This window comes from Eubacterium barkeri, assembly GCF_900107125.1.
Taxonomy (GTDB): Bacteria; Bacillota; Clostridia; order Eubacteriales; family Eubacteriaceae; genus Eubacterium_O; species Eubacterium_O barkeri.
In genome coordinates this window covers 1-14856 of record NZ_FNOU01000021.1, presented here as the reverse complement: position 1 = coordinate 14856, position 14856 = coordinate 1, and the positions used below count along the sequence as shown (strand labels likewise).

The window sequence follows — 14856 nt, the reverse complement described above, 5'->3', positions numbered from 1 at the left end:
GATGTCTTTAGATAAATTGCTTGAAAAATTTGCAGCGGTTGCGAATAACCCAAACGCCTATTTGGTCGATTGGAAGGAACGGACCGGGAAAGTGGCCATCGGTGGTATTGCGCCATTCCCGCCTGAAGAAATTATTTATGCTGCGGGGGCGCTACCGGTGACCATGTGGGGAGCGGATATCGAACCCAACGATGCGTATAAATTCTATCCGGCATTCTATTGCTCAGTGGTTACGACAGTCACTCAGTTGGCTTTACAGGGATCGTACCGTGAGCTGGCCGCCGTGGTGTGCAATTGCTGTTGTGACAGCCTCAACGATTTGATGGAAAACTGGAAATCAGCCATCGATATCCCCATTATTGAGTGTGTCTATCCCCAGAATCGGAAGATTGAGCCGGCTAAGTACTATATGGTCAAGGATTTGCGTCTTTGTGCGGAGAAGGTGGAAAAAATAACCGAGCACAAGATTACCGATTTGGACCTCCAGCATACCATTCATCTTTTCAATGCTCACCGGCAGGCGATGCGTGAATTCTCGCTGGTTGCTGGAGATCACCTGGATGTCATTACCCCCCTGGTCCGTCGGAATGTCTTCAAAAGTGCACATTTCATGGATAAGGCGGAGCATCTGGAATGGGTAAGGGCGCTAATTGAAGCCTTGAAAAAACGTCCAGTCTATCTTTTTGACGGTGTCCGGGTCGTATCGACCGGAATCATGATTGACAGTACCGAATTGATGAATCTACTGGAAAAGAATAAGATTGGGATAGTCGGTGACGATGTTGTGGCAGAGTCGAAACGGTACGAGGTCGACGTGAATAACGGAATCGACCTTTATTACCAGTTGGCTGACCGCTGGTCCCGGATGGAAGGCTGTAGCCTTCTCTATGACCCCAGTAAGAAACGTGGTACTATGCTGGCCGAAATGGCAAAGCAGCGTAGTGCAGACGGTGTGTTGGTTTGCCTACTTAAATTCTGTGAAATGGAAGAGTATGATTATCCGATTCTCAGGAAGGTATTTAAAAAAGCGGAGCTGCCTGAGTTGTTCTTGGAAGTTGAGGCGACCACCGGTAACGATGAACAGGCTGGGACCAGAATCCAGGCATTTTGCGAAATGCTGGGCAAATAAACCACGAAAGGTAACGAAGTAAATGGAGAATAAAGGTAAAAAAAGCGCTTTAATAAAGGGGCTGCTCGGACCGATATCGATTGGTTGTGTGTGGTATGGTGCCCAAATGGGAAGCGGAACAGCTTCCGGGGCCAATCAGATGACTTATTTCGTTCGTTTTGGTTGGATTGGACTTTTTACCACTGTATTGGCCATTGCCGTACAGGTGTGGTTTTTCTATTGGGGGATTGAGCTATCCCGAGTCAGCGGACAGCACCATTATCAGGGGTGGATCAGGGAATTGGTTTATCCCTTGGATAAGTTTTGTGTGCCGCTGTTCGATGTCCTGTGTCTTTTGATTTTTCCGATTTTCACTGGATCGTGTATGGCGGGGAGTGCCCAGGTTTTAACGGATTACCTGGGGATGAACTATACCATTGCCTTGGTAGCCATTATGGTGGTGTTTGTGTTGATGGCGGCTTATGGGACAAAGATTATCAGTACGATTTCCAGCGGGCTTACCCTGACCATGGTGGTGGTTTTAATTGTGACTTTGGTTTTAGGGATTCCGAGCAATTGGGACAATATTGTTCTGAATTTTAACAATCGTGTGACGGGAGAGGGGATGTACTCCAGTATTCCCATGGCCTTTTGGTATGCTGTGTTATTCATATCAACGCAGACCGTTAACCTGAGCGGTCTTCCAGCGGTTACTAAAGGGGTCCTGAAGAGCAAGCAGGATACTAAAATCGTTTGTATTGTCGCCACCGTTTGCGTCATGATTACCATGTTCGGCCTCAGCCTCCTACTTTTTGGTCGCTTTCCCGGGAATCTCGATGCAGTGATTTATACCCTGGAGGCCGTCAACGATTTAAATTCTCCCTTTATTTACTACGCATATCCCATCTTGTTGTTCTGTGCCTTTATTTCAACGGGACCGATTTTCGTGTATGGCCAGGCGGACCGCTGGTCCAATGCCAAGTTCTGGGATAAGCTGAAAGAGACGAATCTCCTCAAGCAGAAACAGGGTCTGCGGATGGCCCTGGTCGGCGCATTATTCGTTATAATGAGCTTCCTGTATTCTACCCTGGGATTCGGATTTGTTACGACGACACTTTTTGCATGGCAGTCTTATGTCTGGATTCCCATTGCTTTGATTCCATTGATTTTTATCGCACCCTTCCGGGTTCGACGGATGCGTCGGCAGCTGGAAACCACCGGCAAGGTGACAACAGCAGCCAGTATTCGTGCGGCGGAACAGGAAATAGCAGCAAAATCACATTCAGAAGAATAGAGAAAGGTACATAAAATGATATCTAGTACGAATAAAAAGCCCCTGGAAGGGGTTACGATTATCGAGCTTGCACAATTCGTTGCCGGGCCCTCTGCCACACGGATTCTAGCCGAATGGGGCGCGAAGGTCATTAAACTTGAAGGCTTTAACGGGGACCACAACCGGATTATGGGGTTGTTGAATGACATGCCCATTGAGGATGACGAAAACCCGTCTTTTGATACAACCAGCTTTAACAAGAAGTTTGTGGGCCTGAACCCACGGAAGCCGGAAGGGATGGACATTCTCCACAAGATGTTGAAAACTGCCAATGTCTTTATGACCAACTACCGGACCCCTGTGCTGGAAAAGATGGGCCTAACTTATGAAATCCTCCACGAAAAATACCCCCATTTGATTTTTGCACAATTAACCGGTTATGGTAATAAGGGACCGGATAAGGATGTTCCAGGTTACGACACGATTTCGTATGGGGCCCGGGGCGGCATCATCGGGACCATGTACCAAAAGGGCCAGGAACCCATCAACCTGATTCCGGCAGCTGGTGACTTTACAACCGGGATGGTCTTTGCTGGTGGGATTGCCGGCGCACTGGTGGGTCAGGCCCTCCACGGCACAGGCGATAAGATTACCGTTAGCCTGTATCATGTTGGAATGTGGTTTAATATCTGGCCAATTATGGCAACTGAATACCACGATACACCCCAGTACCCCCGCTCAAGATTGGAAGTCAATACTCCGGGTATCAATATTTACCCAACATCCGACCGTTGGATTCAGCTGTCCTGCCCGACGTACAATGACTATTATGACCGACTGATGCAATGTATCGGACGGAATGACTTGGTAGGTGATACAAAATACAACGACCTGGCGACCATTCAAAAGGAGGGTCGCGTGCGGGAAGTCATCAATCTGCTGGATGATGCCTTGAGCAAAAAACCTGTTGCATACTGGAAACCTATTTTCGATGCGGCTGAGGTCCCCATCGAGCCCTGCTGCACATTTGAAGATATCGCCGAAGACCAGCAAGCCTGGGAAGCAGAATTCTTGTATAAGGCGAAATCGCCCAATGGTGAGGAACACCTCCATGTGGCCAGTCCGGTTCAGTTCGGGAGTGTCGGCCAGCCTGAAGCTAATCCGTCCAGACGGGTCGGTTATCATACCCGCGAGATTCTCGCACAGTACGGTTATTCAGAAGTGGAAATCGACAATCTGGTGGAAACAGGAGCAGTTAAGGATTGACGATGATGGCGATTCAGCAGCAAGTCCCTTAAGGGGCTCTGCTGGATGGGCAGAAAGGAACAGTAGATAATATGTACGATTTGTTGTTTTCGTCTAAAAATATCAACAACTTAAAACTTAAAAACCGGTTGCTCATGCTGCCGATGCATCTATGCTTTACCGAAGATCATGAGGTTTCTGAACGGGATATCGAGTTCTATCGGCAGCGGGCGGCCGGCGGGGTAGCCGCTATTACCCTGTCCACTGCAATCTCGCCCCGGGGGACCCTGCATAATATGCATTTCATCGATACCGACGCGCGTATCGCGGGGTTACGCCGCCTGGCTGATGTAATCCATGAAGCGGACTGTCGCTTCTTCGTGCAGCTGTTTCACTGTGGCAGATGCGGAAACCAGGACACCCTCTCTGGTCTGACCCCCATCGCACCCTCTCCGGTTGCCTCCAGAATCTATAAGGAGACCCCGAAGGAGATGACAATTGATGATATCCGTGAGGTGGAGGAAGCCTTTGCCGCTGCGGCCGTACGTGCGGTAAAGGCGGGGATTGATGGTGTTGAACTCAGCGTTTCTGTCGGATATATCATCAGTGAGTTCCTCTCTGAAGTCACCAATCAGCGTACCGATGAATATGGCGGTACAGAAGAAAACCGCTTTCGTTTTCCTCTTGAGGTATTCCGCAAGGTCCGGGCAGCTGTGGGTCCGGATTATCCGGTGATGATGCGTTTATCGGCTGCACAGATGGAACCGGGCGGATATGGTATTGAAACGGCAATCCGTCTCTGCCAGCGGTTGGAAGCAGAAGGGCTTTTAGATATGGTCAGCGTCACCGGGGGATGGCATGAAGCACCCCTTCCACTGATTACATATCATGTCCCGCCGGCAGGCTACGCCTATATGGCCGACACCATTCGACGCAATATCCAATCCCCTGTACTGGTGTCCACACGGATTAACGATGGGGAAACATCCGAAAAAATGCTCCAGGACGGAATCGCCGATTTCGTGGGGATGGGCCGACCATTCTTAACGGATCCAGCGTTACCCAACAAAATAAAGGATGGAAAGCCCTTCAATAAATGCCTGGGCTGTAGCCGGGGATGTAATGAACGGATTTATATCCCGTTGGATGCGACGTGTGTGTTAAACCCTGAGGTTGGGCAGGAATATGTCGACATAAAGCATGTGAAGAATCCCGAAAATGCGAATAAGAAGATGCTGGTGGTTGGCGGTGGTCCTGCAGGCCTTTACGCTGCGGTTAAGGCAGCTAAACGGGGCTACCTGGTTACTCTGGCCACAGCGGAAAACCGTTTGGGGGGGACTTTGAATATTGCTGCTATCCCACCGCGGAAGCAGGATTTGACCGCTTTTATTGAAAACAAAGCTTATGAGCTGAAAGAGCTGGGGGTAACAGTCCTGCTCAACACGGAGGTCGATACCGAATTCATCGAAGCTTTCAAGCCCGATTATGTGGCGGTAGCCGTCGGTGGAAAGCCCTTCATTCCACCAATCCCGGGTATCGAACGGGATCAGGTTTATCTGCCGAGCGAGGTACTGGAAGCAGGGCCAGAGTTATTGACCCATCTTAAAAAGGGAAAGACGGTAGTAATCGGCGGGGGATCTGTCGGTTTGGAGACAGCCATTTTTCTCTCTGAAAAGAGCATGGGTGGCAGCCAGGCCGTGGATTTTTACTTTAATGAGGTGGCTCCCCTAGGACTGGCACCGGTACTGGACTTTCAGGATATTACTATCGTTGAAATGCTGAAGAAAGTCGGCAGCGATTTGGGAAGCCTCAGACGATTTGCTGTTCCGGACGCTAAACGTCTTGAAATCAAAATGCTGACCCAAACAAAAGTCGTTGAAATTCAAGACGCGGTCATCATTGTTGAGGATGAAGCGGGCCAGAAAGCATTACCTTATGATAATATCATTTTGGCCGCAGGATTAAAGAGCAATGTTCCGGATTTTATTAATACTCTGGATGCGATGGATATTCCCTATGCCAAACTTGGCGATGCCGAAAAACCAGGCTCAGCTATGAACGCAACCCATTCTGCCTTTGAGTGGAGCCTGACCATTTAGCAGGTCCCATAGAATCAGGTTGAAATATTAAATATCGATGATGAGGAGGACGATTATGTCAAATTTTCTGACAGAGGATCAAATTGAATTACAACGGTTAGCGCGTGACTTCATGCGCAACGAGGTCAAGCCTTATATTAAGGAGTATGACCAAAGTGGCGAGTTTCCCCTGGAGCTATATAAAAAGGGGTTTGAACTTGGCCTGCATCTCCTAGGTATCCCCGAAGCTTATGGGGGAATGGGGCTGGATCATTTAACCGAATGCATCATGCTGGAAGAATTAGGGAAGGTCGAACCCGCTTTCGCCATCACATATCTGTGTACGGCACTGGCACTGGAATGCGTGTTGGTTGGTGGGAATGATGAACAAAAACAGAAAGCCAGCGATATCCTTGTGCCAGGGGCCTTTGGAGCCTTCTGTCTGACTGAGCCGGATTCCGGCTCAGATGCTGCATCCCTTAAGACAACGGCCGTACGTGATGGTTCTGATTATATAATTAATGGACACAAATGCTTTGCGACAAATGCAGAATTCGCCGATCTCTTTGTCGTGTTTGCCACCGTCGATAAGGGGCTGGGCGCCAGGGGAATCACGGCCTTCATGGTTGAAAAAGGCACACCGGGCTTAGTTATCGGAAAGCACGAAGACAAAATGGGCCTGCGCCTGTCCAATACGGCGGATGTTTTCTTCGATAATGTGCGGGTTTCTCAAACCAGCCGTTTAAGCGAAGAAGGGAAGGGATTTAATATCGCCATGGCTGGCCTGGATGCTGGACGAATCTTCAATGCTGCTATTTCCACAGGCTTGAGCCAATCCGCCATCGAAGCCGCCATCGAATATTCTCAGCAGAGAATCCAGTTTGGGAAACGCCTGGCGGATATGCAGGCAATCCAGCTGATGATGGCTGATATGGATAAGGATACGGAAGCAGGCCGCCAGCTGTATATGCACGCCGCACGCATGCTGGATGCCGGGCTGAAGGCTAACCGTGAAGCTTCTATTGCTAAATGCTTCTGCGGGGATACCGCCGTCCGCGTTTCAGCCGATGCCGTCCAGGTATTCGGGGGCTATGGATTCTCCAGGGAATATCCGGTTGAAAAGATGATGCGTGATTCAAAAATATTCCAGATTTTCGAAGGAACCAACCAGATTCAGCGCATTGTCATTGCGCGTAACCTTTTGAAATAATGAAATCAGAAAAGACGCCAAGGATTCACGAAACTGCCTATATTGCCCCTGGTGCTGTGGTGGAAGGCGATGTCACCTTGGAGGAGAATGTCTCGATTCTGCATAATGCTGTACTCCACGGCGATGTGACCAAAATAACTATTGGACCGAGGTGCAATATACAGGAGTGCAGCGTGGTACACGGAGATTGGGACAGCGTGACGGTTTTGGGACGGGATGTGAGCGTCGGACATGGTGCTATTCTCCATAGTTGTATCATCGAGGATGAGTGTATGGTTGGGATGGGGGCAATCGTCATGGATTATGCGCATATCGGCACGGGCAGTATTGTCGCCGCCGGGGCGCTTGTCCCAGCCCATATGGCGGTTCCACCTCATAGCCTGGTGGTTGGTTCGCCGGCGAAAGTTCGTCGTGAAGTGACCTCGGAAGAGTACCAACGAATTATTCTGGATAGTGCTGAGCACTACGTCAATGAATCAAAAAAAATCAAAGAAAAAAATTATTAATAAATTATTGGAGGATATTATGAAAATTAGAATGAATGATGAAGAAAGAGCGATTGTTGAAGCTTGTGATACCTTTGGGAAGCAAGTTCTGGCCCCACTGGTAGAGGACATGGAAGCTGGGAAGAGTGCCCGGGATGCAGTCCGTAAAATGGGGGAAATGGGATTGCTTGGTATGGTCGCACCGGAAGAATATGGAGGAATGAACGCGACTTGGAGAATGCTGATTCTGGCTATGGAAACCCTGGGTAAGTACAACGAAGCTCTGGCAGAACACATCAATATTTCCAACTGTAACTTCATCATGCCTTTATTGCGCTACGCCAATGACGAACAGAAGGCCGAATGGATTCCGAAGATTATCACCGGTGATATGCTGTGTGCCTTCAACCTGACCGAACCCAATGCAGGCAGCGACAACGGGATGATGGCCACCACCGCCGTGCTGGATGGTGATGATTATGTTCTCAATGGCTCCAAGTGTTTTATTACGGATGCAGAAGAAGCCGATGCGCTGCTGACCTTCGCAGTGACCAGTCCCTCTGGTGCAGAACAGAAGGAAATCTCCTGCTTTATGGTGGAAAAGAGTGTCAGCAACGAGGGCATGACTATCAGCAATGCGGAAAGCACACTGGGTATGCACGGTGCGCCGGTCTTCTCGGTATTCTTCGATAACTGCCGTGTACCGAAGAAAAATCTGGTCGGCAAGCTTGGAGATGGCTTCAAAGCAGCCATGTGGGGACTGAACCCCGGCCGCGTATGCTTATCTGCTCTGGCAGTTTCCATCGCTCAGCATGCCATTGATGTTACTATTGATTATGTTAAATCCCGGAAGATGTTCGGCAAGACTCTTGCCGATTTTCAGAATACCCAATTCGTTCTGGCCGAATGCCAGGCTAAGCTGGATGCAGCCAACTTGCTTGTCCTCGAAGCTGCAGCCTCCCTGGATACCGGCACACAGGATTTTCAGCTGTGCAGCGAAACCAAGATGTTTGCACCGGAAGTTTCCAACGAAGTTGTCTATAAATGTATGCAACTCTTAGGTGGATACAGCTACACCACGGATTACCCACTGGAACGTCTGTACAGAAATGTGCGAATCACCACAATCTTTGAAGGTGCGACCGAAGTTCACAAACATACCGTTGCCCGTCTCATGGGTATTCGGAGTGAGTCCATCACAAATATCAAATAATTTTACCCCTTTAGTTCACGCAGTATCCAGGAAACCGGCTGACGCCGGTGCCTTGGATATTGCACTCCACTTTAAAACTATTTTAAATATATCGCAATTATCTGAAAGGAAATACCATGGATTTTAAATTCAATGCAGAAGAACAAGAAATATTAGAGATGCTCCGCGAGTTTTCGGAAAAGGAAGTGGCACCCATCGCCGCTGAAATCGACGAAGAGGAAAGATTCCCAGAAGAAACGTGGCATAAGCTAGCGGAAATGGGCATGATGGGGGTTCCCTTCGACGAAGCCTATGGGGGATCTGGATTATCTTACGTAACCTATATCGGTGTTTGTGAAGAGTTGGCTAAGCACTGTGCCACCACATCTGTGCTGGTTTCCGCCCATTCCTCGCTATGCTGCTGGCCAATCAGCGAGTATGGCACGGAAGAACAGAAGAAAAAGTATCTGACCCCCTTGGCCTCTGGAGAAAAACTTGGCGCTTTCGGCCTGACGGAACCCAGTGCCGGTACCGATGCGGCGATGCAAAAGACCGTGGCAGAAGACAAGGGTGACCATTGGCTCCTCAATGGTTCCAAAATTTTCATAACCAATGCGGGCTTTGCCTCGACCTTTGTTGTTTTCGCGATGACGGATAAGACCCAAGGTAACCGTGGAATTTCGGCCTTTATCGTCGAAAAAGACTTCCCAGGATTTAAGGTGGGTGCCCATGAAAAGAAAATGGGGATTCGCGGTTCTTCTACCTGCGAGCTAATCTTTGAAGATTGCGTCGTTCCCAAGGAAAACCTGCTGGGGGAATTAAATAAGGGTTTCAAAATCGCCATGAATACCCTGGACGGTGGTCGTATCGGAATTGGGGCCCAAGCTCTGGGAATTGCCCAGGCTGCCATTGACGCATGCATCGACTATACCAAGACTCGGGTGCAGTTTGGCAAACGCATCAGCCAGTTCCAGAATACCCAGTTCCAGCTGGCTGATATGCAGACCCGTGTGGATGCTGCCCGCCTTTTAGTCTACCGTGCCGCCCAGGCTAAGCAGAATCATGAACCTTACAGCCATCTGGCCGCAATGGGCAAATTATATGCGTCGGAAGCTGCTGCCAGTATTACCCGCCGAGCCCTCCAGCTTGTCGGAGGGTATGGCTTCACCCGTGAATACCCCTTCGAACGTCTGATGCGGGATTCCAAAATTACAGAAATCTATGAAGGCACCAGTGAAGTGCAGCGTATGGTCATTGCCAGTTGGATGGGCGTTAAATAAGCAAGGACGATACAAAAAATCTAATACAAGTGAGGAAGCACTATGAATATTTTAGTTTGCGTTAAACAGGTACCGGATACCACGGAAATAAAGATTAACCCCGAGACCAATACGTTAATTCGTGCGGGCGTTCCGAGCATTGTCAATCCTTTTGATGGGTATGCCCTGGAAGCGGCTGCCAGAATTAAGGACAGCAACCCCGATACGAAAATCGTCGTCTTATCCATGGGGCCAGAACAAGCCAAAACTGCATTAAAGGAATGTATCGCCATCGCTGCAGATCAGGCATACCTCGTCTCTGACCGAGCATTCGGCGGCTCCGATACCCTGGCGACGAGTTATATTATTTCCGAAACTATCAAACGGATTGAAGAAACCGAGGGCAAATTTGACGCAATCTTCTGTGGCAAGCAAGCCATCGATGGGGATACTGCTCAGGTCGGTCCTGAAATTGCAGAGCATTTGGATTATCCACAGGTGACCTATGGTCTGGAAGTGGAAGTGGAGGGCAATCAGCTGAAGGTCCACAAGGAAATAGAAGACGGCATTGCGGTCATTGGCATCAAGATGCCCTGCGTCGTCACCTTCACCAAACCGTCCTTTGATCCCAGATACCCCACCATCAAAAGAAAAATGGCGGCAAATAAGGTCCAGATCCCTACATTGACGGCCGCAGATATTCCAGCTATCGATCTGATAAAGGCAGGCCTGAAGGGATCGCCTACCAAGGTTAAGAAAAGCTTTGTCCCGCAGCAAAAGAATAACGGCATGAAAATCGAAGGGGAATCCAATGAGGATGCTGCAAAAAAACTGTTCCAGCTGTTAAGTGATGCTGGCACGATTTAGGAGGGAAGATAATGGAAGCGAAAACAAAGGATCTTTGGGTATTTATAGAGACGAATGAAGACGGCAGTGCTAAGAAAGTCGGTTTGGAGTTATTGACACCAGGCCGGATGATGGCTGATAAGCAAGGCGGAGCCCTGGTTGCCGTCATCATCGGCGAACGGGTGGATGCGGTATCTTCAGTCGTCAGCGTGTTAGGAGCAAACCAGATTATCATCGTTGAAGGACCGGAATATGCATCATATTCTACAGATGCTTATACCAATGCCATGTGTCAACTGATTGAAAAATATGGACCGACCAGCATCCTTATCGGAGCGACCAATAATGGCCGCGACCTGGCACCTCGGGTTTCCTGTCGATTAAAGACCGGCCTGACGGCAGACTGTACCGCCCTGGATGTGGATGCTGAAACCGGCAACGTGTTGTGGACCCGTCCCGCCTTTGGGGGGAACCTGATGGCCACAATCCAATGCCCAGACAACCGTCCGCAAATCGGGACGGTACGTCCAGGTGTATTTAAAAAGGGTGACAGTGGAAAGGATATCGCCACCACTATCCGGGAGAATATCCATATGGATCCTAAGGATATCCGGACCCAGATCCTGGAAGTCATCAAGGAGATGGGTGAGGAAAACGTGGACCTCGAAGGGGCGGAAATCATCGTGTCTGGCGGCCGTGGTGTCGGTGGGCCGGAGGGCTTCGCACCGGTGCGCGAGTTAGCAGAGGTTCTGGGAGCTACCGTCGGTGCATCCCGTGCCGCTGTGGATGCAGGCTGGATTGCCCACAGTCATCAGGTCGGCCAAACCGGCAAAACCGTGGGACCAAAGCTGTACATTGCCTGTGGGATTTCTGGCGCTATCCAACATCTGGCAGGGATGAGCGGATCGGACTGCATTGTGGCCATCAATAAGGATGCCGATGCTCCCATCTTCGATATTGCAGATTACGGAATCGTCGGGAACCTCTTCGAGGTATTGCCGGTGTTGGCGGAGGAAATCCGAAGCGCTAGGGCATAGGAAGAATGGGGAGATAAACAGGTGAGAGAGGTTTATGTTGTCAATTGTTGTCGGACGGCCATTGGAGCTTTCGGCGGCTTATTGAAAAATACTCCTGCGACTAAAATGGGCGGTATAGTCATCAAGGAGGCGTTGGACCGTGCTGGTGTCGATGCGGCGGATGTGGATGAGGTGATGTTTGGCTGTATCCTGAGTGCTGGTCTTGGACAGAATCCGGCACGCCAGGCGTCATTGGCCGCAGGGATTCCAGTGGATGTTCCCGCCTATACGGTGTCGATGGTGTGTGGTTCGGGGATGAAGTCAGTCATCGAGGGCGCTCGGACCATCGTTTGTGGGGATGCGGAAATCATTGTGGCTGGCGGAATGGAAAACATGTCAGCAGCACCCTATACGGTGCCTGCGGCCCGGTTTGGTGCACGGATGTCAGATAGCGTCATTGTGGATACCATGATTAAAGATGGCCTATGGGATGCCTTTAATGATTACCATATGGGAACCACAGCGGAAAACATATGCGAACAATATGGTATTACCCGGGAAGAGTTAGATGCTTTTGCAGCCGCATCTCAGCAAAAGACCGAAGCAGCATTGGCTTCGGGTCGGTTTAATGATGAGATTGTCGCAGTACCAGTCAGGATAAAGAAGGAAATGGTCGCATTTTCGGTTGACGAATTCCCGCGCGCCGGCGTTACGGCCGAGGGCATTGGCGGCCTGAAAGGAGCATTCCCCCTGGCTGACGGATCCAGGGGGAGCCGTGTGACGGCTGCTAATGCTTCTGGCATCAATGATGGGGCGGCCGCCATAGTGCTGGCTTCCAAAGCAGCTATTGAGCAGTATGGACTCAAACCCATGGCTAAGCTGCTCTCCTGGGGACAGGGAGGGGTAGATCCCAAAATCATGGGTATCGGTCCCGTTCCGGCAACCCGCCAGGCTATGGCGAAGGGGTCTCTTTCCATAGACGAGATCGACTTGGTTGAAGCGAATGAGGCGTTTGCCGCCCAGTCTGTAGCCGTCGCCCGTGACCTCAAGTTTGATATGGCGAAGGTCAACGTCAATGGCGGTGCCATAGCCATTGGCCATCCGGTGGGGGCTTCGGGCGCACGAATCATCGTGACGCTGCTCCATGAGATGCTTAAGCGGGAGGATGCCCATAAAGGGCTTGCGACTCTGTGTATTGGTGGTGGCATGGGTGTCGCCACTATCTTTGAGAAGGTGTGATATGGGTTTTGTGATTTTTGAAGTGACAAATGGTATCGGCGTACTGACCATCAACAGGGAAGACGCGTTGAATGCCTTGAACAGCCAGGTCTTTGATGATCTGGAGACCGTTTTAGACGGTGTGGATTCTGAGATGGTTCGCTGCCTGGTCATCACCGGGGCTGGGACGAAATCATTCGTAGCCGGGGCGGATATTGCTGAAATGCTTCATTGTACCGTTGAGGAAGGCCGTGCCTTTGGAGAACGAGGCAACACCATCTTCCGGCGAATTGAACGACTATCCATCCCCGTCATCGCTGCTGTCAACGGCTTTGCGCTCGGCGGGGGCTGTGAGCTTGCAATGAGCTGCGATATTCGTATCGCAGCGGAGAACGCATTGTTCGGCCAACCGGAAACTGGGCTGGGCATTACACCCGGCTTTGGGGGGACTCAGCGGCTCATGCGCCGCATCCCGGTGGGTAAGGCTAAGGAAATGATTTTCGCCGGAGTGTCCATCAAGGCAGAAGAAGCGTTGAAATGGGGACTGGTGAATGCCGTGTATCCTCAGGAGGATTTAATGCCTGCTGTCATGAAGCTGGCTGGTAAAATCGCTAACAATGCACCGATAGCTGTCCGCTATGCCAAGCAGGCCATGACGGAAGGCATCGAGGTCAATCTCGATTTGGGAATCGACCTCGAATGCAGGCTTTTCGGGCAATGCTTCGCCACAGAGGATCAAAAAGAGGGGATGTCCGCTTTTTTAAGCAAAAGAAAACACGCCCTCTTTGAAAATCGGTGATATCATTAGTAAGCGGCAGGGTCCGTTGCAGGGGCTTGCCCACGGCATGGTTTTTCAAATGGAGGTACATATGATGAAGATAGGCGTAATTGGTGCAGGTACCATGGGATCAGGCATTGCCCAGGCCTTTGCATGTACAGATGGATATGAGGTCGTGTTGTGCGATATAACCCAGGACTTCGCAGATGGCGGCAAGGAGAAAATCAGAAAAAATTTGGAACGCCAGGTTGCAAAGGGACGTATGGAAAAGGATCAGATGACGGCAATCTTAAATAAGATCGCCACCGGGCTCCGGGATGCGGTTGCTACGTGTGATTTAGTGCTGGAAGCCGTGCTGGAAAAGATGGAGATAAAGAAGGAGCTGTTTGGTGCGCTGCAGGAAATCTGCCGACCAGACTGTATCTTTGCCTCCAACACCTCGTCATTATCCCTTACAGAAATGAGCAATGGTCTAGACCGGACCGTCATCGGCATGCATTTCTTTAATCCGGCCCCAATGATGAAGCTGGTGGAAGTGATTGCCGGTTTAAATACACCTCAGGCGGTTATCGATAAAATTACGGATATTGCAACTGAAATCGGGAAGACTCCGGTGGAAGTAAAAGAGGGGGCTGGATTTGTTGTTAATCGTGTGCTAATTCCAATGATCAATGAAGCCATCGGGATTTATGCCGACGGAATCGCATCGGCAGAAGGCATTGATGATGCCATGAGGCTTGGGGCCAACCATGCTATGGGGCCATTGGCTCTAGGCGACCTTATTGGTCTAGATGTCTGCCTGGCCATCATGGAAGTTCTCCATGAAGAAATGGGAGACCCCAAGTATCGGCCACATCCGTTTTTAAGAAAGATGGTCCGTGGCGGTAAGCTTGGTCGGAAAACGGGTTTAGGCTTTTACCCATATCCGTCTTAAATTAAAGTAAAACCTATCATATAAGGAAAAGAAAATAACTACGTTTTCCCGAAAAGTGTGTTTGCTCAGTACCGCTTTTCTGGAGATATATTCTTCCAACCCGCCATTCTGGCGGGTTTCAAAGCGTAGACAAAGTGATGTAGCGCGGTCAGGGTGAGGATAAAAAAGATTCACCCCGGACCCCAGGCGCTGACGAACAAAGGGTTAGCCCTCA

At 50.0% G+C, this 14856-nt stretch carries 13 protein-coding genes; all 13 read left to right on the top strand.

Annotation, left to right across the window (positions count from 1 at the left end; all coding sequences use genetic code 11):
• Position 1 precedes the first annotated feature (1 nt).
• The 13 genes from BLU30_RS11295 (at position 2) to BLU30_RS11235 (ending at position 14642) form a co-directional block, all read left to right on the top strand.
• Positions 2-1129 carry a 2-hydroxyacyl-CoA dehydratase subunit D gene (locus BLU30_RS11295; protein WP_090246470.1) on the top strand — a complete coding sequence of 376 codons (1128 nt, stop codon included), beginning with the start codon at positions 2-4 and terminating at the stop codon, positions 1127-1129.
• A gap of 22 nt (positions 1130-1151) precedes the next feature.
• A complete protein-coding gene (locus tag BLU30_RS11290) occupies positions 1152-2402 on the top strand; it encodes a hypothetical protein (protein WP_090246469.1) in 1251 nt (416 codons plus the stop codon).
• Positions 2403-2417: 15 nt separating this feature from the next.
• Positions 2418-3647, top strand: coding sequence for a CaiB/BaiF CoA transferase family protein (locus BLU30_RS11285; RefSeq protein WP_090246467.1), 1230 nt, complete (start codon positions 2418-2420; stop codon positions 3645-3647).
• 71 nt (positions 3648-3718) lie between these two features.
• Positions 3719-5725, top strand: a complete 2007-nt coding sequence (locus BLU30_RS11280) for an NAD(P)/FAD-dependent oxidoreductase (RefSeq protein ID WP_090246465.1) — start codon at positions 3719-3721, stop codon at positions 5723-5725.
• Between the two features lie 55 nt (positions 5726-5780).
• Positions 5781-6914 carry an acyl-CoA dehydrogenase family protein gene (locus tag BLU30_RS11275; RefSeq protein WP_090246463.1) on the top strand — a complete coding sequence of 378 codons (1134 nt, stop codon included), beginning with the start codon at positions 5781-5783 and terminating at the stop codon, positions 6912-6914.
• The gene (locus BLU30_RS11270) at positions 6914-7420 is read left to right on the top strand and encodes a gamma carbonic anhydrase family protein (RefSeq protein WP_090246461.1); all 507 of its coding nucleotides are present in this window, start codon (positions 6914-6916) and stop codon (positions 7418-7420) included. The genes BLU30_RS11275 and BLU30_RS11270 overlap by 1 nt, the downstream gene beginning before the upstream one ends.
• Before the next feature lie 19 nt (positions 7421-7439).
• A complete protein-coding gene (locus BLU30_RS11265) occupies positions 7440-8612 on the top strand; it encodes an acyl-CoA dehydrogenase family protein (protein WP_176770918.1) in 1173 nt (390 codons plus the stop codon).
• A gap of 116 nt (positions 8613-8728) precedes the next feature.
• Entirely contained in the window at positions 8729-9871 is a 1143-nt protein-coding gene (locus BLU30_RS11260; RefSeq protein ID WP_090246458.1) for an acyl-CoA dehydrogenase, read from the top strand.
• A gap of 42 nt (positions 9872-9913) precedes the next feature.
• On the top strand, positions 9914-10717 hold the full coding sequence (locus BLU30_RS11255; protein ID WP_090246456.1) for an electron transfer flavoprotein subunit beta/FixA family protein: 804 nt from the start codon (positions 9914-9916) through the stop codon (positions 10715-10717).
• 11 nt (positions 10718-10728) lie between these two features.
• On the top strand, positions 10729-11733 hold the full coding sequence (locus BLU30_RS11250) for an electron transfer flavoprotein subunit alpha/FixB family protein (RefSeq protein WP_090246453.1): 1005 nt from the start codon (positions 10729-10731) through the stop codon (positions 11731-11733).
• A 21-nt stretch (positions 11734-11754) separates the two neighbouring features.
• Positions 11755-12951, top strand: a complete 1197-nt coding sequence (locus tag BLU30_RS11245; protein WP_090246451.1) for an acetyl-CoA C-acetyltransferase — start codon at positions 11755-11757, stop codon at positions 12949-12951.
• A gap of 1 nt (position 12952) precedes the next feature.
• Positions 12953-13729 (top strand): enoyl-CoA hydratase-related protein, encoded by a 777-nt coding sequence (locus BLU30_RS11240; protein WP_090246449.1) that lies wholly within the window; start codon positions 12953-12955, stop codon positions 13727-13729.
• Positions 13730-13802: 73 nt separating this feature from the next.
• Positions 13803-14642, top strand: coding sequence for a 3-hydroxyacyl-CoA dehydrogenase NAD-binding domain-containing protein (locus tag BLU30_RS11235; protein WP_090246524.1), 840 nt, complete (start codon positions 13803-13805; stop codon positions 14640-14642).
• The last annotated feature ends 214 nt before the right edge of the window (positions 14643-14856 follow it).

Coding starts and splice junctions, on each gene's coding strand:
- BLU30_RS11250 (WP_090246453.1), top strand. CDS start 10,729: ATGGAAGCGAAAACAAAGGATCTTTGGGTATTTATAGAGACGAATGAA.
- BLU30_RS11240 (WP_090246449.1), top strand. CDS start 12,953: ATGGGTTTTGTGATTTTTGAAGTGACAAATGGTATCGGCGTACTGACC.
- BLU30_RS11260 (WP_090246458.1), top strand. CDS start 8,729: ATGGATTTTAAATTCAATGCAGAAGAACAAGAAATATTAGAGATGCTC.
- BLU30_RS11280 (WP_090246465.1), top strand. CDS start 3,719: ATGTACGATTTGTTGTTTTCGTCTAAAAATATCAACAACTTAAAACTT.
- BLU30_RS11235 (WP_090246524.1), top strand. CDS start 13,803: ATGAAGATAGGCGTAATTGGTGCAGGTACCATGGGATCAGGCATTGCC.
- BLU30_RS11255 (WP_090246456.1), top strand. CDS start 9,914: ATGAATATTTTAGTTTGCGTTAAACAGGTACCGGATACCACGGAAATA.
- BLU30_RS11285 (WP_090246467.1), top strand. CDS start 2,418: ATGATATCTAGTACGAATAAAAAGCCCCTGGAAGGGGTTACGATTATC.
- BLU30_RS11265 (WP_176770918.1), top strand. CDS start 7,440: ATGAAAATTAGAATGAATGATGAAGAAAGAGCGATTGTTGAAGCTTGT.
- BLU30_RS11275 (WP_090246463.1), top strand. CDS start 5,781: ATGTCAAATTTTCTGACAGAGGATCAAATTGAATTACAACGGTTAGCG.
- BLU30_RS11290 (WP_090246469.1), top strand. CDS start 1,152: ATGGAGAATAAAGGTAAAAAAAGCGCTTTAATAAAGGGGCTGCTCGGA.
- BLU30_RS11270 (WP_090246461.1), top strand. CDS start 6,914: ATGAAATCAGAAAAGACGCCAAGGATTCACGAAACTGCCTATATTGCC.
- BLU30_RS11295 (WP_090246470.1), top strand. CDS start 2: ATGTCTTTAGATAAATTGCTTGAAAAATTTGCAGCGGTTGCGAATAAC.